This window comes from Neobacillus driksii (assembly GCF_013409995.1).
Classification (GTDB): domain Bacteria; phylum Bacillota; class Bacilli; order Bacillales; family Cytobacillaceae; genus Neobacillus; species Neobacillus driksii.
Window position 1 is genome coordinate 1 of sequence record NZ_JACCBX010000007.1, and the last position, 18,784, is coordinate 18,784.

Sequence of the window (18,784 nt, forward strand, 5' to 3'; positions counted from 1 at the left end):
CCTCAAGCCCCCTTATTAAGGACAAACCCTTCCGGCAGGGCGTACGATTTGTCCTCAAGCCCCCTTATTAAGGACAAATCCTTCCGGCAGGGCGTGCGATTTGTCCTCAAGCCCCCTTATTAAGGACAAATCCTTCCGGCAGGGCGTACGATTTGTCCACAAGCCCCCTTATTAAGGACAAATCCTTCCGGCAGGGCGTGCGATTTGTCCTCAAGCCCCCTTATTAAGGACAAATCCTTCCGGCAGGGCGTACGATTTGTCCTCAAGCCCCCTTATTAAGGACAAATCCTTCCGGCAGGGCGTGCGATTTGTCCTCAAGCCCCCTTATTAAGGACAAATCCTTCCGGCAGGGCGTACGATTTGTCCTCAAGCCCCCTTATTAAGGACAAATCCTTCCGGCAGGGCGTACGATTTGTCCTCAAGACACCCTATTAAGGATGAATCCTCCTGGCGGCGTGTGTGCATCAGCCCTAAAAAAGAATTTACAATATATAAAGGAAAACGGTTGTTCCTACAAAAAAATTGCCGAGAAAGACCCCCTTCCTCGACAATCTGAATCCACCATTTAATGGTGGATTTTTTATTAATTATACAAATTTACAATGAATTCAGATAAAATGAATTATATCATTCTAAGAAAAAGGTGAGATAATATGCTTCATGAAAAAATAGAGATAAAATATGAACAGGATACCGCAACTTTGTACACATACATACTAGATAATTCTCCAGAAATTGATCCGAATCGAAAGAGACCAATGATTGTCATATGTCCAGGAGGAGGGTATCAACATACATCTGAACGAGAGGCCGAACCAGTGGCGATTCGCTTAAACGGTATGGGTTTTCATACATGTGTCTTAAAATACAGTGTTAAACCTGCAGTATTCCCAACCGCACTATGTCAATTGGCGAAAACAGTCGGTAAAGTGCGAGACCATGCAAACGAGTGGAATGTAGATACCAATAAAATAATTGTTCTCGGCTTTTCAGCTGGAGGTCATTTGGCAGCAAGTCTTGGTGTATTCTGGGACAAGGAATTTTTATCCGAAGACCTTGAATACTCGAAAGAACACATTACTCCAAACGGTTTAGTCCTATGTTATCCAGTCATTACATCAGGACAAAATGCACATCGTGGCAGTTTTGAAGCATTATTAGGAGATAAGTGCCTAGATGATGAAAGTTTAGACTTGGTATCATTAGAGAAACAGGTTACGACTAATACTCCGCCAACTTTCTTATGGCATACGTTTGAGGATATAGCCGTTCCTGTTGAAAATAGCTTTATGTTTGCAGAAGCGCTTTTAAACAATAAAGTACCTTTGGAAATGCATATTTACCCTAAAGGGGTCCATGGATTGTCCTTGGGAACCGATGAAACGAAACGAGTGGATAATGAACTTCACCTACAGCCTGAAGTAACGAATTGGATTGATATGGCAGGACGCTGGATAAAAGGACTATAATTTTTTGCTTAATAGAAAAATACTTACAGCCAATGTAATGACAGAAATTAACTTACTTACAAGAATCAGATAACTAATTGTTTGAGACGCCAAATGAATATGAGGAAGTTTTATTAATGTGTAAACAATAAGAATTCCAAACAATAGTATGATATATGCATGTTTATATGAAGTGTTAATGATTATGCAGCCACGCTTAACTTCTTTTGTATTGATAAGAAAAATGATCTGATAGGACATGACCAATAATAAAAGATAGGTTAACAGAATGATAGCCAACTCAATAGTCAATGGAAATCCTCCTTAACTCTTGTTTTGGTTGAAATAAAATATACTTGAAAAAGCTAACAAAATGAAGATTTAGTCCATTTCGTTAGCTTTTTCACATGTTTAAAGACCAGGACTTTTCTTTTTTTCATGTTGATGTGCAGGAATCGCGATTTTCTTTTTTGTTGATTTACCTTTTTCCCATTTGAAAATATTATTAAAAAATAGAAAGATATTTTTTGATTCTTTTGTTAAAAGCGGCCCAATAATAGCTAATATCAATACATAAACAGCCGTAAAAGATTTGAGAATAGGAAGTAATCCTCCGGCAAGTCCTAAGTTAGCAACAATGATCGAAAATTCACCTCTAGAAACGATTGTTAATCCGATATTGGAGGAAGCTTTATAAGACAATCCAGCTTTTCTCCCGGAAATCATTCCAGCTACAAAGTTACTAATAATTGTTAATATGACTGCACCGACTGCAAGCCAAACAGCTCCACCTAAACTGAAGGGGTCAATGCTTAATCCAAAGCTAAAGAAAAACATCGCTCCAAAGAAATCTCTAAAAGGAATGACTAAATGTTCTATGCGCTCGCGGTGTTCCGTTTCAGAGAAAACTAAACCTAATAATAATGCACCAATAGCCTCGGCAACATGTAGTTTTTCTGAAAATCCTGCGATAAAAAACAGTGAAGCAAAAATAACCAGGATAAATATTTCATTAGATTTAATGTTTAATAGTTTATTGAGAATAGGTGCCCCTTTTCGAGCAATAACAAAAAAGAGAAGCATATATCCAAGTGAAATGAGGACGGAAAGGATTGTTCCACCAAGAGTCGTCGATCCGCCTAGCAATAGACCAGACATGATGGAGAGAAATAGAGCTAGGAAAATATCATCAAATAGGATAATTCCTAAGATTAATTCTGTTTCAGAATTGGCCGTTCTTTTTAAATCGACGAGAACTTTTGCGACAATGGCACTAGAAGAAACACTTAGGAGACCTGCAATGATTAAGGTTTCCATAATAGGAAAGCCAGTAGCGAAGCCGTAAGCTAAACCTAAAGTGAAATTTAGTGCTACATAAATGGAACCGCCTATTACAATCGAACGTCCCGAACGGACCAATTTTCCAACTGAGAATTCAAGACCTAAATAAAATAGTAAAAATAATACGCCAATCCGGCCGAAAAACTCAATGATTTCTGAGCTTTCAATGAAGGTAAGATCAATAATACCGATTTGAGGGGCATGCGGACCAACTGCCATCCCTAAGAGGATAAGAAACGGGATGATTGAAAACTTCAACTTTCCTGCTAATACTGCTGTAAGAGCAACTAAGACTAATGCGGTACCGACTTCAAAAACTAAATGATTCGTCATCGTATCACCCATCCCTTCTTGAGAGTACTTCTTTAACGATCCTTTTTACTTGGTTGCGCTCCCCAGACACGATCACTGTATCGCCTTCTTCTAGAAGAGTTTCCGGACCTGGAGTATGAATTTTTTTATGATTTTGACGTTTAATAATCGCAATAATGTTTACCTCATACGATTGACGGATATTTAACTGTCCAATGGTTTGATTAACAGCTGCTGCATTAGGTTCGACATTAAACCATTCAATCACTAAATCATCAAATGCCATTTCTATCGTTTCTAATGCTTTGGGTGCGTAGGTCATTCCACCAATTATTGCTGCAAATTGTCTTGCTTCCTGATCATTAAAGGTAGTGCTTGCAATTGCTTCCTCATAATCCTCCTGATCGAAATGATAAATGTCTCTTCTTCCATCATCATGAATGATAATAACCAACTTATCCTTGTTATTTGTGATGGCCTCAAATTTCTTCCCAATACCTGGGAGTTCGATTTCGCGAATATTCATTTTTTTATTTCCTCCTCAAATAATTTGCACATGGATAAGGTTTGTCTCTCTATAGATTGACATCAATTTCTGTTTTAATCTTTTCCTCTTTTGAAATTCCAAGATACTTAAGCGTTTCGGATGGGGTTGAATGGTTGAAATGCTTTTGCAGAATAGAAATGGCGATTCCACGTTTATAGGCATGATAGCCGAAGGTTTTACGCATGGAATTCGTCCCGATTTTACCCTCGATTCCAATGGCTTCTGCGGCTTGATGGATGATCCGATAGGCTTGCTGGCGAGTGATGGGTTTGTCAGTTTTAGCAGACTTGAACAAATAATTGTCGAACGTTAATTGTTCATTTTGGATGTAGTGGAGGATAGCTTGCTTTACTTTAGAATTCAGATATATTTCCTTCATCGTTTCATGATGTGGATAGGTATAAAAATTTTTTACATTATCTTCCTTCTCCATTACGTCGCCAACCTTGATATCAAGCATTTCGGTAATTTTCAATCCTGTGTTAATTCCAAAAACAAAAAGAAGATAATCACGTTCAGAATGTTTTTTTAAAACCTTTTTAATTGAATTAATCTGTTTGATGTCCCTTAGAGCTTCAACATACTCCATAAATGATCTCCTTCATCCATGTTACATAATATTATTATAACATGGTATTATGTAACATTCAAATTTTCTGTATAACTATACAATTATTCCTTTTAAATCAGTGTTAAAATGGTGAATATATTTCATTATTTGTTTTTCACAAGGTTTTATTACTTTATAATTAATGATGATATACAAACGAAATGGGGATTTTAATCATGAAGCCAAAAGTAATTGTTTATAAAAAAGTAGATAAAAAAGTATTGGAACTAATTGCAGAAACCTGTGAGGTTATTTATTTTGAGAACTTGGATTCAGAAACCTATCCTGTCTTTCTTAACGAGCTCGAGGGGGCACAAGGTCTTTTAGGTTCGGGACTAAAAGTAGACAAAGAGTTATTAGATCAAGCACCACAATTGAATATAGTCTGTAATATATCTGTAGGTTACGATAATCTTGATTTGACCGCTTTGGCCGAGAGGGGGATTATTGCCACCAATACCCCCGATGTTCTTAACGACACGGTAGCTGATACGATTATGGGATTGATTCTTTCTTCTGCTAGAAGAATTCCAGAATTAGATCAATGGGTTAAAACGGGACAGTGGGAATCTGGTCTTGCAGAAAAGTGGTTTGGCGTCGATGTCCATCATAAAGTGTTTGGGATTATTGGAATGGGCGGCATTGGATCCGCTGTGGCTAAAAGAGCACATTTTGGATTTGATATGGAGATTATCTATCATAATCGTTCGCGGAACGAAGAGGCGGAAGACAAATACGGGGCTGTATACTGTTCAATGGAAGATTTGTTAAAGAAATCAGATTTTGTCTGCTTAATGACACCTTTGACTCCAGATACCGTAAATTTGATAGGTAAAAGAGAATTCGAACTTATGAAAGAGTCAGCCATCTTTATTAATGCTTCAAGAGGGAAAACTGTCGATGAAGAAGCATTAATTGAAGCACTTCAAAAAGGACAAATATATGGTGCAGGATTAGATGTATTTGTTCAAGAGCCAGTTGAAAAAAATAATCCGCTTCTTTCCATGAAGAATGTAGTTACGCTGCCTCATATTGGTTCGGCCACCTACGAAACTCGTTTCAAGATGGCCATGACAGCAGCAGCTAATTTAATAAAAGGGTTACAAGGAGAAACACCGCCAAACTTAATAAAATAATAGCAAAGTTAAACCTCGCCTAGTTTACTGGCGAGGTTGTTATATTTCATATCGTTTTAAAAACATTACTTACAAGCTTATTAATAAATAAACTGCAGTGTTCAGCGATTAACTCTTTATCATTGTCCATGCTGGCCACGTGATAAGAATTATATAACGGAACAACTTCTTTTATTTCTGATTGAATAGCCGACAAAAAATAAGTAGTGTTTTCAGGTGGAACCACGTGGTCTTCTTCTGAACGAAATGCCAGAATAGGACAAACAACACGAGATAGCTTATCCCTTGTTTCATCCATTAGAGAAAATAGTTGATGCATAGATCGTAATGGTACTTTTGAATACGTAATTTCATGAACATTTTTTGCTTTGATATCTGGTTCTCCTTCATGAACATAACGGGGAGTTTCTTTATTTTTATACATTTCCATCGGAGGAATGGAGTTGATTGCTGCATTAATTAACATGATTCCCTTAATATTTTTATACTTTTGAGCTAGATTTAATGTTAAAGTCCCACCCATTGATTGGCCAATGACAAAGATGTCAGAGCAATGTTGTTGTAGAAATTGGAACCCATCTTCTATACTTTTTATCCAATCTTGGTAACTGCACCTTTCCATATCCTCATAATGTGTCCCATGTCCTTTTAATCTAACTCCATAGACTGTGAAACCTTCAGATGCAAGGTATTCACCTAAATAACTGACACTCTGTGGTGTTCCAACAAAACCATGAGAAATTAAAATCCCAATTTCATTTCCTTTAAAGAAAAAAGATTCAGCTCCACGTAACACGGGATATTGTTCAATCATTTGTAAAGCTCCTTCCTTTTATATGTAATAGAAGTAAGTATTAAAAAAACACCTCCTTTTAAAACAAGAGGTGCCTTTTGCTGTCAAATCGGCGAATTAATAGTAAGTATCTTTACAATATACCTATAATTCCGATGTGTCAAGTTGGTATTAACTGAAACTTCCAGAAGATTTATTCGATTGTTAAAAAAAGATGTGCTGCCTCTTTTTTGGAATCCTAATCCACTGTTAAGTAAACACTAAAATTTAAATATATTAAGTGAATTTTTGGAGGTATAGGTATGAGTCGACTAGACAGGCTCAAAATGGGGAAAGTGGAAACAAAGCACTTCCAACAGTTTAATGAGTTATTGAGGTATGTGTTTCAAGTCACCAAGAAAGATTTACAAATGGTGGGCTGGGAGGAACGAGAGATTGCCTTAGCAAAAAAACCAGTTTTGGATCAGGCGGATGTGATTGGCTGGTTTGATGGAGAGAAACTTGTCTCACAGCTGGCGGTCTACCCTTTTCAAGTAAATATTTTTGGACGAACATTTGAAATGGGCGGTTTGACCGGAGTCGGAACCTATCCGGAATACGCTAACATGGGACTAATGTATAAATTATTGCGACAGGGACTTTCGGATATGCAGGCAAGAAAACAATCAATTTCTTATTTATTTCCTTATTCTATTCCATATTATCGCCGAAGAGGATGGGAAATCATATCGGATAAAATGACCTTTGAAGTGAGAGACGTCCAATTACCAAAGATAAGGAAAGTTCCTGGTTATGTAGAAAGATTAAATATCGAGCATTCTGATGTCAGAACTGTTTATAAACTTTTTTCTAGTAAAATGCATGCAGCGATGATACGCAATGAGTTAGCCTGGGATGAATATTGGAGATGGGATGTAGATGAGCTAACGGCAGCTGTTTATTATGATCACACACACAAGCCACATGGGTACTTGCTGTACTGGATCTCTGAGGATGTTCTCCATATTAAAGAAATAGTCTATATGGATGAAGAGGCACGAATTGGCCTTTGGAATTTCATTGGGGCTCATTTTTCTATGGTTTCAAAGGTGGTTGGCAATATTTTTATGAATGAGCCATTAGCCTTTTGGTTGGAAGACGGAGATATCAAAGAAACTATTTCCCCTTATTTTATGGCCCGTATTGTTGATGCGAAACAATTTATTGAACAGTATCCTTTTAGAGCTACAGGAACCGAAAGGAAAGTAACACTTTTGCTGGAAGATCCCATGCTGGAATGGAACCAAGGGATATTCACACTTCTTGTTTCAGGTAATGGCCAAGGAAAATTCATACAAAGCGAGGATAACCCTGCTGTTTCACTAGATATTCAGACACTAACAACGATGCTGCTTAGTTATAAAAGACCATCATACTTGGCTGCTATCTCTCGGTTGAAGGGTGACGAAGCTGCTGTAGACATTTTGGAGAATATCATCGAAAGGCAGACCCCTTATTTTTCAGATTACTATTAATCTTATTGAGCTGTGAGGAGAAAAACAATGGAAAACCTTGATTCTTTCGAGAAAGATAAAAAGATATGCATGCATTATGAGGATGACAGGGACCGTTTTGAGGGTGCAGTTGTTCCGCCCATTTTCCAAAATACGTTAATCACCTACCAGACATTTGAAATGATTACGGACGCTCTCCAAAGTGAACATTCCTATTATGTTTATGGGAGGGGAACAAATCCTACAGTTGAAATTGTAGAAAAGAAGCTTGCCGCATTAGAAAGAGGCGATGTATGTAAACTTTTTTCTACTGGAATGGCTGCCATAAGTGCTGCGGTAATCAATAGTGTAAAAAGCGGCGATCATGTTCTATGTGTCAGAAATCTTTATTATTCAACCATGGAACTTTTGAAATATCTTGGGAAATTTAATATCAGCCATTCCGTTATTTATTCGACAAAAACCGATGATATTAAGGCCGCCTTACAATCGAACACTAGGGTGATTTTTTTAGAAAGTCCAACGGATATGACATTCAGATTGGTTAATCTAGATGAAATTGCAGACCTTGCAAGGAAAAACGGAATTCGCACCATCATTGATAACACATGGGCAACCCCGCTTTTCCAAAAACCCCTTACAAAGGGGATAGATGTCGTCGTTCATTCTGCCTCAAAGTATCTTGGGGGGCATAGTGATGTCTTAGGTGGTGCAGTCGTTACAAGTAAAGAAATCATGAAAACCATTTTTAGGAAGGAATATTTGCTTATGGGTGCAGCTATGCCTCACAATGAAGCATCTCTGTTGCTCCGCGGACTTAGAACATTACCATTTCGAATGCAAGGACACCAAGAAAATGCTTTAAAAGTGTCTAAATTTTCACATAATCATCCTGCTGTTCAAAAGGTGAACTTTCCCGGTCTTGAAACACACCCAGATTATCATTTGGGGACAAACCAATTATCAGGGTACAGCGGATTAATGAGTATCGAGCTAAAACAGGCTGATTTTAATCACGTAAAAACAGTAATAAACAAGATGAGGATATTTAAAATAGGTGTCTCGTGGGGGTCTTTTGAAAGTCTAATAATCTCGCCTAACCTTGGGAATAATGAAGGGAAATTAGTAAAAGAACATATTAGCCCAGGTACGATCCGCCTTGCAGTAGGGCTAGAAAATGCTAATTCATTAATAGATGACTTAGAGCAAGCATTAAGTGAATAAAGAAAAAGGTGATTATATGAAGGACCATGATAGAGAACCGCAATTTCAAAGTGGTGAGAATGTTAACAAGTCTTTTAAAGGATTGTATGGATTAGATCCAGAAATGAGTTTACTATCAGTCAGTTTTGCTACCACTGAAAATCCCTATTTAAATGAACATTATCAAGAGGATCCTAAAGAAGACGAGTTCGAATAGTAGGATGTCATTCTGGTAAAGCTAACTTGGTACTATTTCAATCCTAGGAGGTAATATTTTGTATTTCTATAGAGAAGACCTAATCAATATGATTGTTCCAGACAAACCTGATCCGGCTGCAGCAAAAGTTCTTCAGGAAACATTGGGCGGCAGATTTGGTGAAATGCGTACCATGATGCAGTTTTTCTTTCAAAGCTCAAATTTTAGAGGTAACCAAAAGCAATACCGTGATTTAATAAGAGGGGTTTTCCTAGAGGAAATCAGCCATGTTGAACTTGTTCAAACGACTATCAATCAGCTCCTGAATGGATCGGGAGAAGAGGCAGTTGGAGCAGGTGGAACGATGGGTGCTCCTCTAGAAGAAGCCGTTAAAGAACACGCCAACCCTCATCACTATATTATGGGGGCGCAAAGTTCACTTCCAGTAGACGCTGCAGGAAATCCTTGGAATGGTAACTATGTTTATAGCCACGGTAATTTAATCAGCGATTTATTGGATAATGTGGTATTAGAATCGACAGGTGTCCTGCAAAAGACACGGATTTATGAAATGAGCACAAATAAAGCCTTTAGAGAAACGTTAGCCTTCTTAATTGTCCGTGATAATGCACACCAAAATGCATTTGCTAAAGCGCTAGAAACGTTGGGTGTGGATTGGGGTAAAATTTTCCCAGTACCAAACTATGACATAAATAAGTATCCGGAATGCCGTAAATATGTAGAAATGGGCTTCCATAATGCTCAATTTAATTTTAGATTAGATGAAACACTGATCGGAACAATATTCCAAGGTGAATCACCAAGCAGGGATTCTGGAACATTACAAGTGGTACCACCACCACAAGGTTATCCTGTTCCAGTAATGCCTGAAATGCCGAATGAGCATAGTCCTGGTATTAGTGATTTAAATCGATAATGTAAAAAGGATGAGACACAATTTGTGTTCATCCTTTTTTCTTTTCGTGTTTTATCTTGAAGAGCCCTTAACAATCGCCATGCTTATTAAGATGTAATGGAGGAGGAATTAGCCATCCTTTTTCCTTGTTTAAACGGAGTACTTTTCCCCCGAGCACGACCTTTTGAGCATGGAATTGTGCATACATCATAGCTACGTCTTCCCTGATAGATTTACCGATAACTTGACTGCATAAAACGAGACCAGCAGCAATATCTGCAGAAAGACCAGCAGCTATAGCAGGGTCAAGGATACGAGCACCTACAGGAATATCCTCTAAACAAGCTTCAGGGGGTTCCGGTGATGCAGGCGGTAAGCCAATGCCGTTTTCTTTTAATAGTTCTTCTACTTGCTTTTTTTCCTGTTGGCTATTTTCAATTGCTTCTACTAATAATTTCTTTAAATCATCATCACCAGCATGGTTTAAAGCGGTTTGATATCCAGCAATTTTTGCATTCCCTGCCAAAAGAGAAGACCATAAATCAAATACCTCGCCATAGTGTAAAGGTTCTTCTTTAGGGTTGCCACTTAAAATTCCCATCGTTGCCCTCCTTAGTGTGTATGAAAATTTATTCATTGCAGTGCCACCTTTCTTACAAGCACATCCATAGGGTTTCCAATTCGAGACCCTCTCATTAATTTTTTTCATTTCTTCGGATTTAATGCGCCTATACTTTATTTCTTTCAATTAAATTGCACATGATTATCTTATATTTCGCGATACTAACAGTAGTAGGATGGTGAACATGGATTATTTCACTTGTACTTCAGGTTTTGGCGATCAATCATCAAAAGGGGATAGTAAGGGACAGTTATTATGGTGGCAGTTATCACTGATTGGAATTGGCTGTACAATCGGAACAGGGTATTTCCTTGGATCAGGAATAGGAATTAAGATCACAGGGCCGTCGATGGTCTTTTCGTTTATATTAGCCGCATTAGGGACCTATATTGTGTTTCATTTTCTAGCAAAGATGACCTCAGAGGACCCGCAAGAAGGCTCATTTTGTTATTGCGCTGGAAAAGCGTATGGCCGATGGGCAGGATTTAGCTGCGGCTGGAATTATTGGAGTTCTAAAATTCTGATTATGGGAAGCCAATTAACTGCTTTATCGATTCTTTCCCGTTTTTGGTTCCCTAATGTTCCCTTATGGATATTTGCTTCTGGCTATGTTGTTTTAGCTATAATTGTCGTTTTATTAGGCAGTCAAGGATTTAACAAGGTGGAAAATATCCTGGCAATTACCAAAACTGCAGAAATCCTCATGTTTATTATTCTTGCCTGTGCCGCGTTGATTGGATTCATCCATGGTAAAACGGCGGGTCAACCTGGAATACCAACAACGATTGATACCATTTTTCCTGAAGGGTACCAAGCGTTTTGGTCTTCTCTTATATATGCGTTTTATGCATATGGTGGAATTGAGACCATCGGACTCTTATCTATGCAGCTAAAGAAAAAAGAAGACGCACCTAAATCAGGAAAGGTAATGCTGATTGTTCTAACGATTATTTATGTTATTTCGATAATCCTGGCGATTAGCATGGTTTCGTATCAATCGATTAATCAAAAGGAAAGCCCATTTGTTACAGCGATGTCGTCATATAACCTTGCATTTTTTCCACATGTATTTAATGGGGAGATTATTATTGCCGGGTTTTCCACGATGACGGCTTCACTATTTGCAGTTACAAATTTACTTGTAACATTAGCTAAAGACGGAGATGCCCCGAAGATTTTTGGGAAAGAACTTAAAAAACTAAAGAACCTTCCCTTGCCATCTTTAGCGCTTGCGACCCTAGGTTTATTGGGATCCATTATTACTGCACTGCTGCTCCCGGGGGAAATTTATGGATATATAACCACAGCAGCTGGAATTTTGCAGATGTATAATTGGGCATTTATTATTATTATTTCTGCCCTTAAAATACTGGAAATAAGACGAGGTGATAAAGTATTATCCTCTATTGGTTTACTCCTATTATTATCAGCCATCACTGGGACTATATTTGAAGAGACCATTCGATTTGGCTTTTTTGTAAGTGTAATCCTTGTGGCGATTATTGGAATTGTCACGATGATCATGAATAAAAAATGGAAGAAATCCGAAAAGAAAAAGGGGAAGGTAACCGGTTTAAAAGGGATATTGGAGTAGAATAACCCTTGGATTGCTGGAAGGGAAATGAAAAATGCCGATTCTGGTGATCGGCTTTCTTCCATTCAATAACGAGGAGACTACAAAAGAGTGATATTCCCTTTTCTACATTCTTTAATAATATGGTCATTCCATACAGAAACTTGGACCTCACCAATATGTGCTTTCTTAAGTAAAAACATGCACAATCGGGACTGACCAATTCCCCCGCCTATCGTCAACGGAAGTTCCTTATTAAGGACAGATTGATGAAAATCCAGTGCCATTCGATGTTCAGCATTTGCTAGTTTTAATAGTTTTAGCAACGATTTTTCATCGAATCGTATCCCCATTGAGGATATTTCTACGGCTCTTTCTAATATAGGATACCATAAAAGAATATCACCATTTAGGAACCAATCATCATAATCAGGCGAACGCCCGTCATGTTTTTCACCAGAATCTAAACTCCCGCCAATTTGCATAATAAAAACAGCTCCAAATTCTTTTGCAATCCTATCTTCGCGCTGTTTCGGTGTTAATTCCGGAAACCGGTTCTCAAGCTCTTGAGTAGTGATAAAATAAATCTCTTCGGGAAGGATTGGCACGAGTGAAGGAAATAACTTGTATAAATAATTTTCTGAATTCTTCAGGGCCCGATAAATCTTGTGGACTTCTTTCTTTAATGTTCTGACATTCCGTTGTTTCATTGTGATAACCTTCTCCTAATCCCACTGGTCAACGTAAATAGAATGCAAGTTGTCTAACTCTTCATCCCTGCGTATAGCATTCATATCTGTATAAATTCCTTCACCAATCGTGAATCCATACCTTGCTAAGGCAACCCTTTTCCACTTTGCCAAAGATTGTACAATTTCAATAGGTGAGTTACTGATATCTATTGCATCAAATGTAACCATTCTTTCTACACCATTAAGATCATCATTGATTCCTTGCCCAGCTCTTAACATAAGTGGGGCCGATATGCGCGTTAAGTTTAAAGCATCGGCTAATCCTCTTTCAAAATGGTCTTTAATCTTTTTAATCGCTTGCTCAGTTTCGATAACATCTAGGATTGATTTGTATACTTTTGGGATAAAAATCGGTTTTCCCATAGTTGAAATACCTCCAGAATAAGAATTCGTCTATTTTCTTGATTTATTACTTGTTAGGTAATGAACTATTTTTACAGTATGATTTATTTCTCCGTTTGCCATCAGCTAATGCCTAATGAGTCAAAAAGGACTTCCTAAAACATTTAGAAATTTTTGGACATGTGTCTGGAAAATTTACATAAAATGTACAAGTTGGAAAAAGGCGGAGTGGAGTGGTTTTTTTTGAGTATCAGCATTTTAATGAGTTACATCATTTTGGGTTTTACGTTGGCAGCTCCAATAGGTCCAGTAAATTCTGCACGATTAGATAAGGGGATAAAAAATGGTTTTTGGCATGCGTGGGTGGTTGGTGCTGGCTCAATGGTGGCAGATGGATTCTTTATGCTGCTTGTTTATTTAGGGATGGTTCAATTTTTGGGGATTCCAATTATTCAAATATTTCTTTGGCTTTTTGGCGGATTTATATTGATATATTCAGGAGTCGATAGTATTAAAAATGCAAATACCATTACCTTAACGTATGGCAGAGAGAAAGAATCATTAATGAAGTGTTTCTTTACAGGGTTTATTATGTCGATAACAAGTCCATTATCGGTTTTATTTTGGTTGGGAATATATGGATCAGTCTTAGCGAAAACCGCCCAAACAACTGGTACAGAATCTCTTTTAATTTATAGCAGTATGATTTTTCTTGGATTGACTATATGGGATGTGTTCGTAGCAGCACTCACTACTGGATTTCGAAAACTACTGACTGTAAAAAGTTTAATAGCGATCTCAATCATTTCAGGTGCTTCCCTCATAGTGTTTGGTCTTTATTTTGGATATCAAGGGATTAATGCGCTCTAGAAATAATGATACCTTTCTTATCAAAGACATGTGGGACCACTTGTCTTTTCTGCAATTGAAGGCTAACTTGACTTTTATTAAAAAATGCGTATAATACTCATTTGTGTTGATTATTTTATATTCTTGTTCATATATTGTTCATATTTAACTGCTATTATAAATGATAGATTAATGGATTCTATAGAAACGCAAATGATATTTTTGTTAAAAGGTAGGTGCAACAAAATGAATAACTTAGCTCATAAAGGTCAGGGTATTTTTAATAAATATATTGGCTTTTTCTTTTTGGCTGTTTTCTTTCTTTGGATGAAAACATACTTAGCTCAATTAACTCAATTTGATTTAGGAATCGAGAATACATTACAAAAAATGTTGCTATTTGTTAATCCGCTAGGATCATCTTTACTATTTCTAGGGTTAGCTTCACTATTCAAAGGACGAAAGAAATACATTGCATTACTTGTAATTGATTTCTTTTTATCTTTTCTTTTATTCGCAAATGTGGTCTATTACAGATTTTTTAATGACTTTATTACATTACCAACTTTAACTCAGACCCAAAACTTTGGGGATGTAAGCGGAAGTGTGGTTACACTTTTACGACCTTATGATTTCTTATTCTTTACAGACATCATTCTTTTAGTCGTTTTACTTGCTTTTAGAATTGTGAAGATTGAGCTTAGAGATATGAATCGCAGAAAAGTTGCTGCTGTATTTTCATTAGCATTGGCGATTTCATGTGGAAATCTTGGACTAGCTGAAAGTGATCGTCCTCAGCTGTTAACAAGAGGATTTGACCGTAATTATATCGTCAAATATTTAGGTATGTACAACTACACGATTTATGATGCAGTTAAAAGTACAAAAGCTTCAGCACAGAGAGTTATGGCAAACAGTGACGATATGACCGAAGTCATTAACTATACAAAATCTAACTATGCTGAGCCAAATCCTGCATACTTTGGTGCCGGAAAAGGTATGAACGTGATTTATTTACACCTTGAATCGATGCAAAACTTCCTTATTAATTACAAATTGAATGGGGAGGAAGTAACACCATTTTTAAATTCCTTAACAAAGGATCAAAACACACTTTATTTTGATAATTTCTTCCATCAAACAGCTCAAGGTAAAACGTCTGATGCGGAATTTATCCTAGAAAATTCATTATATGGTTTACCACAAGGTTCAGCTTTTACAACAAAAGGTTTAAATACGTTCCAAGCTGCACCTGCAATTTTAGGTCAGCAAGGCTATTCTTCTGCAGTATTCCACGGGAATTCTGGAAGCTTTTGGAATCGTGATGAAATTTATAAGTCTTTTGGATATCAAAACTTTTTTGATGAAAAATACTACAGTATGAATCCAGAAGACCTAGCAGAGTATGGTCTTATGGATAAACCATTCTTTGAGGAATCTATTCCAATGTTGGAATCATTACCACAGCCTTTTTATACAAAGTTTATTACTGTATCTAATCACTATCCTTATCCGCTTGCTGAAGAAGAAGCAACGATTGCACCACATACTACGGGTGATAAATCGGTAGATACCTACTTCCAAACAGCTCGCTATGCGGATGAGGCATTAAAGCAATTCTTCGATTATTTAAAGGCATCTGGTCTTTATGATCACTCAATAATTGTTATGTATGGTGACCATTATGGTATTTCTGAAAATCATAATAAGGCCATGGAAAAAGTTCTAGGCAAAGAAATTACCGACTTTGATAGTGCAGGATTACAACGTGTACCTTTCTTTATCCGTGTACCTGGAATGGAGGGTGGAGTTAGCCACGAATACGGTGGACAAATTGACATCCTACCTACACTTCTTCACTTGTTAGGAATTGATTCAAAAGATTATGTTCAGTTCGGTACGGACCTATTATCCGAACAGCATGATGATCTTGTACCTTTCCGTGATGGCAGCTTTATGAGTCCGACTATTTCATCAGTAGGTGGTAAGTTCTATGATTCCACTACTGGATTGGAAATTGATGAAACAAGGATGGAAGAGGCAGTGAACCTTCAGAATATCGTGGAAAATAAGCTTGCTCTTTCTGATAAAGTCGTAAATGGAGATTTATTACGTTTCTATACTCCTGATACCTTTACACCCATTGACCGAACACAATACAATTATAATAAAACTGAAGATAGTGAAGAATAAGCTTTAACCTTCAGGGCTGTTTAGGTGATTCCTAAACAGCCCTTTTTTAGCCTTTTTTTAATTTATGTCCAAAATATGAATTTTTTTAATACAAGAAATATAGAAGGAAACGCTCCTTTGAATGTCGAATGAAAATGAGGGACAGTTTCATAAATTGGAAAATTAGGGATGAATAAGATAAAGTAGAAAGCACCTAACAAGGTGCTTTTACCATTAGTAAGTTGTTTGATTTGAAAGGTCTAGAACTAGAGGTATCTGAATATTTACTAATAAAAGCTAGCCAATATAGGAGGACGATTATGACTACATATACTTCCCGACAAGATGTACCTAGTAATGAAAAATGGAACCTTGAGGACATCTATTCTGATTTAGCCAAATGGGAAAACGATCTTCAGCTCGTTGAAAACATGGCGGAAAAGCTTAGGCAATTTGATGGAGCAATAACCGACGGTAAAAGTCTATATCAATACTTAAAACAAAGAGAAGAATTATCCTATACTTTTAATCATGTATATGCCTACAGCATGCTAAGAGTAGATGAGGATACAAGAGATGCAAGTTCACAATCACTATTGGATCGTGCAAAAGGATTAAGTGTGAAGGTAAGTGCTTCAACCTCTTTTTTTATGCCTTACTTACTAGGGTTAGACAAAGAAACATTAAGCAGATATATTGCAGAAGAAGAGGGTCTTAAGTACTTTGAGGAGGATTTATATGAATCCTTTCGCTACAAAACGCATGTCCTTAGTAAAGACCAGGAAGAAGTATTATCTCAGTTAGGGGAAGCTCTGTCAGCTCCAAGTACAACCTTTGGAATGATTAATAATGCAGATATTAAGTTCGGTGATGTTACCGATCATAACGGTGAAAAGGTTCAGCTGACAAGAGGAATGTACTCGAAATTAATCGAGGATGAAGACCGTGATAAGCGAAGAGAGGCTTATAAAGCCTATTATAAACCATATGTTGAATTGAAAAATTCGATTGCGAGTACACTGTCTGCAGCAATAAAAAATAACGTAACGATGGCAAGAATCAGAAAATACCCTTCGGCATTAGAAAAAGGATTATTCGGCGATATGGTGCCTAAAGAAGTTTATGAGAACCTTATTAAAGCGACCAAAGAAAATATCGCACCTCTTCATAGGTACTCTGAAATTCGGAAGGCAAAACTGCAGCTAAATGAACTGCGCCAGTATGATATGTCTGTTCCTTTAGTACAGGGTGTGAAACAGGTAATACCGTATGAGGAAGCATATAAAACCATGATAAAGGCATTAGCTCCACTTGGGGAGGAATATGTATCAATTCTAAAAGAATTCAAGGACGCGCGTTATATCGATGTCCGAGAGACTCCTGGCAAACGGTCTGGCGCCTATAACTTGGGGATTTATGGTGTTCACCCATTTATATTACTAAATCATCAAGACGATCTAGACAGTTTGTTTACCCTCGCACACGAGTGTGGGCATGGAGTCCATAGTAAATTGAGCTCGCAGCATCAACCCCAAATTACAGCTCGTTACAGTATCTTTGTTGCTGAAGTAGCTTCTACAGTCAATGAAGTTTTATTGATTAATTATTTGTTAAATACGGAAAAAAAACTTGAGATAAGAAAACATTTATTGAATCATTTCATTGACCAATTTAAGGGTACTTTCTTTACACAGGTAATGTTTGCGGAATTTGAGAAAATCACTCACGAACTCGCAGAGAAGGGTACACCATTAAATGTTGAGGTATTTAATCAAACCTATGAAGCATTGTTCAGGGAATACAATGGGGATACAGTAGTGTTTGATGAAGAAGTTAAATTTGGCTGGTCAAGAATTCCTCATTTCTATCGTCCATTTTACGTCTATAAGTACGCAACAGGTTTCGCCTCAGCCATACATCTTGCCACAAGAATACTGGATGGTGATTCAGAAACATTACAATCCTATCTAACCTTCTTAAGGAGCGGAAGCAGCGATTATCCTCTTGAGCTGTTAAAGAAAACAGGAGTCGATTTAACCACACCAGAGCCAATCGAAAACGCCATGAAAAAGTTTAGTGAACTGGTAGAAGAATTTTCAGTTCTATAATAATGGCTGTGTTAATAGAACCTGTGATTTTAGAACCTGTTGATTGGCGCGGAAGGCGCTCGATCCTCGAAAATGCTATCGCATTTCCTTCGTGCGGTGATTATTCGATGAAGTAAATTCAAAGTCCTGCGGGATGCACGAGCTGAGTGAGACCCCGCAGGTCGGAACGACCGAGGAGGCTCATGGGCGAGCCCGCGGAAAGCGTAGCGCCTCGGACAGGCAAAGACCGCCTGTCCCTGCGGTGATTATTCCAAGCAGCATTCCTTAATGGAGCGCTAATCAACAGTCTAGTCACAGCCGTGAATCATAAAAAAGATGTCGCAGATATTTGTGGCATCTTTTTTTATCACCCATTATTTTTGCATGGTATG

Annotated in this window: 16 protein-coding genes and 1 pseudogene; 10 read left to right on the plus strand and 7 right to left on the minus strand. The window is 37.5% G+C overall.

All coding sequences use genetic code 11. The annotated features are described in order from the left end of the window. The first annotated feature begins 653 nt into the window (after positions 1 to 653). Positions 654 to 1,469, plus strand: a complete 816-nt coding sequence (locus F4694_RS16115; protein ID WP_179599770.1) for an alpha/beta hydrolase — start codon at positions 654 to 656, stop codon at positions 1,467 to 1,469. Here F4694_RS16115 and F4694_RS16120 read toward each other — a convergent pair. The 4 genes from F4694_RS16120 to F4694_RS16135 all read right to left on the minus strand — a co-directional run bounded on the left by F4694_RS16120 (position 1,464) and on the right by F4694_RS16135 (position 4,237). Next, entirely contained in the window at positions 1,464 to 1,760 is a 297-nt protein-coding gene (locus tag F4694_RS16120) for a hypothetical protein (protein ID WP_179599772.1), read from the minus strand. The two genes, F4694_RS16115 and F4694_RS16120, sit on opposite strands and share 6 nt — an antisense overlap. A 99-nt stretch (positions 1,761 to 1,859) precedes the next feature. Next, entirely contained in the window at positions 1,860 to 3,122 is a 1,263-nt protein-coding gene (locus F4694_RS16125; RefSeq protein WP_179599774.1) for a cation:proton antiporter, read from the minus strand. Between the two features lie 4 nt (positions 3,123 to 3,126). Continuing rightward, positions 3,127 to 3,627, minus strand: coding sequence for a cation:proton antiporter regulatory subunit (locus tag F4694_RS16130; protein ID WP_179599776.1), 501 nt, complete (start codon positions 3,625 to 3,627; stop codon positions 3,127 to 3,129). Between the two features lie 49 nt (positions 3,628 to 3,676). Next, a complete protein-coding gene (locus tag F4694_RS16135; protein WP_179599778.1) occupies positions 3,677 to 4,237 on the minus strand; it encodes a tyrosine-type recombinase/integrase in 561 nt (186 codons plus the stop codon). 197 nt (positions 4,238 to 4,434) lie between these two features. Between F4694_RS16135 and F4694_RS16140 the strand changes: the two genes are divergently transcribed. Beyond that, the gene (locus F4694_RS16140; protein WP_179599780.1) at positions 4,435 to 5,394 is read left to right on the plus strand and encodes a 2-hydroxyacid dehydrogenase; all 960 of its coding nucleotides are present in this window, start codon (positions 4,435 to 4,437) and stop codon (positions 5,392 to 5,394) included. Between the two features lie 46 nt (positions 5,395 to 5,440). On the opposite strand, the gene F4694_RS16145 is transcribed toward F4694_RS16140, so the two are convergent. Next, positions 5,441 to 6,208: an alpha/beta hydrolase gene (locus F4694_RS16145; RefSeq protein WP_179599782.1), complete on the minus strand. Its 768-nt coding sequence runs from the start codon at positions 6,206 to 6,208 to the stop codon at positions 5,441 to 5,443. A 281-nt stretch (positions 6,209 to 6,489) separates the two neighbouring features. Here F4694_RS16145 and F4694_RS16150 point away from each other — a divergent pair, with 281 nt between their 5' ends. Genes F4694_RS16150 through F4694_RS16165 form a run of 4 tightly spaced genes read left to right on the plus strand, consistent with a single transcriptional unit; the run spans position 6,490 to position 10,016 of the window. Beyond that, on the plus strand, positions 6,490 to 7,701 hold the full coding sequence (locus tag F4694_RS16150) for a GNAT family N-acetyltransferase (protein ID WP_179599784.1): 1,212 nt from the start codon (positions 6,490 to 6,492) through the stop codon (positions 7,699 to 7,701). A gap of 27 nt (positions 7,702 to 7,728) precedes the next feature. After that, positions 7,729 to 8,904, plus strand: a complete 1,176-nt coding sequence (locus tag F4694_RS16155) for a trans-sulfuration enzyme family protein (protein ID WP_179599786.1) — start codon at positions 7,729 to 7,731, stop codon at positions 8,902 to 8,904. Then, positions 8,897 to 9,100, plus strand: a complete 204-nt coding sequence (locus tag F4694_RS16160; RefSeq protein ID WP_308806356.1) for a hypothetical protein — start codon at positions 8,897 to 8,899, stop codon at positions 9,098 to 9,100. The genes F4694_RS16155 and F4694_RS16160 overlap by 8 nt, the downstream gene beginning before the upstream one ends. Positions 9,101 to 9,158: 58 nt before the next feature. Continuing rightward, positions 9,159 to 10,016: a manganese catalase family protein gene (locus tag F4694_RS16165; protein WP_179599788.1), complete on the plus strand. Its 858-nt coding sequence runs from the start codon at positions 9,159 to 9,161 to the stop codon at positions 10,014 to 10,016. A 67-nt stretch (positions 10,017 to 10,083) separates the two neighbouring features. Here the strand turns inward: F4694_RS16165 and F4694_RS16170 are convergent, their stop codons facing one another. Continuing rightward, a complete protein-coding gene (locus F4694_RS16170; protein ID WP_179599790.1) occupies positions 10,084 to 10,596 on the minus strand; it encodes a DUF3231 family protein in 513 nt (170 codons plus the stop codon). Positions 10,597 to 10,801: 205 nt separating this feature from the next. Here F4694_RS16170 and F4694_RS16175 point away from each other — a divergent pair, with 205 nt between their 5' ends. Beyond that, entirely contained in the window at positions 10,802 to 12,211 is a 1,410-nt protein-coding gene (locus tag F4694_RS16175; RefSeq protein WP_179599792.1) for an amino acid permease, read from the plus strand. Between the two features lie 80 nt (positions 12,212 to 12,291). Here the strand turns inward: F4694_RS16175 and asnA are convergent. Further along, a pseudogene (asnA, locus tag F4694_RS16180) lies at positions 12,292 to 13,305 on the minus strand (aspartate--ammonia ligase). Positions 13,306 to 13,527: 222 nt separating this feature from the next. Here asnA and F4694_RS16185 point away from each other — a divergent pair. From F4694_RS16185 to pepF, 3 genes are all read left to right on the plus strand, one after another. Next, positions 13,528 to 14,154, plus strand: coding sequence for a LysE family transporter (locus F4694_RS16185; RefSeq protein WP_179599794.1), 627 nt, complete (start codon positions 13,528 to 13,530; stop codon positions 14,152 to 14,154). 225 nt (positions 14,155 to 14,379) lie between these two features. Further along, entirely contained in the window at positions 14,380 to 16,326 is a 1,947-nt protein-coding gene (locus F4694_RS16190) for an LTA synthase family protein (protein WP_179599796.1), read from the plus strand. Positions 16,327 to 16,625: 299 nt separating this feature from the next. Continuing rightward, the gene (gene pepF, locus F4694_RS16195; RefSeq protein ID WP_179599799.1) at positions 16,626 to 18,413 is read left to right on the plus strand and encodes an oligoendopeptidase F; all 1,788 of its coding nucleotides are present in this window, start codon (positions 16,626 to 16,628) and stop codon (positions 18,411 to 18,413) included. Positions 18,414 to 18,784 lie beyond the last annotated feature (371 nt).

What these genes read in the sequence shown, in the direction of transcription:
- F4694_RS16150 (WP_179599784.1), top strand. Translation starts at nt 6,490, where the DNA reads ATGAGTCGACTAGACAGGCTCAAAATGGGGAAAGTGGAAACAAAGCAC.
- F4694_RS16170 (WP_179599790.1), bottom strand. Translation starts at nt 10,596, where the DNA reads ATGGGAATTTTAAGTGGCAACCCTAAAGAAGAACCTTTACACTATGGC.
- F4694_RS16135 (WP_179599778.1), bottom strand. Translation starts at nt 4,237, where the DNA reads ATGGAGTATGTTGAAGCTCTAAGGGACATCAAACAGATTAATTCAATT.
- F4694_RS16130 (WP_179599776.1), bottom strand. Translation starts at nt 3,627, where the DNA reads ATGAATATTCGCGAAATCGAACTCCCAGGTATTGGGAAGAAATTTGAG.
- F4694_RS16125 (WP_179599774.1), bottom strand. Translation starts at nt 3,122, where the DNA reads ATGACGAATCATTTAGTTTTTGAAGTCGGTACCGCATTAGTCTTAGTT.
- pepF (WP_179599799.1), top strand. Translation starts at nt 16,626, where the DNA reads ATGACTACATATACTTCCCGACAAGATGTACCTAGTAATGAAAAATGG.
- F4694_RS16190 (WP_179599796.1), top strand. Translation starts at nt 14,380, where the DNA reads ATGAATAACTTAGCTCATAAAGGTCAGGGTATTTTTAATAAATATATT.
- F4694_RS16140 (WP_179599780.1), top strand. Translation starts at nt 4,435, where the DNA reads ATGAAGCCAAAAGTAATTGTTTATAAAAAAGTAGATAAAAAAGTATTG.
- F4694_RS16145 (WP_179599782.1), bottom strand. Translation starts at nt 6,208, where the DNA reads ATGATTGAACAATATCCCGTGTTACGTGGAGCTGAATCTTTTTTCTTT.
- F4694_RS16175 (WP_179599792.1), top strand. Translation starts at nt 10,802, where the DNA reads ATGGATTATTTCACTTGTACTTCAGGTTTTGGCGATCAATCATCAAAA.
- F4694_RS16115 (WP_179599770.1), top strand. Translation starts at nt 654, where the DNA reads ATGCTTCATGAAAAAATAGAGATAAAATATGAACAGGATACCGCAACT.
- F4694_RS16155 (WP_179599786.1), top strand. Translation starts at nt 7,729, where the DNA reads ATGGAAAACCTTGATTCTTTCGAGAAAGATAAAAAGATATGCATGCAT.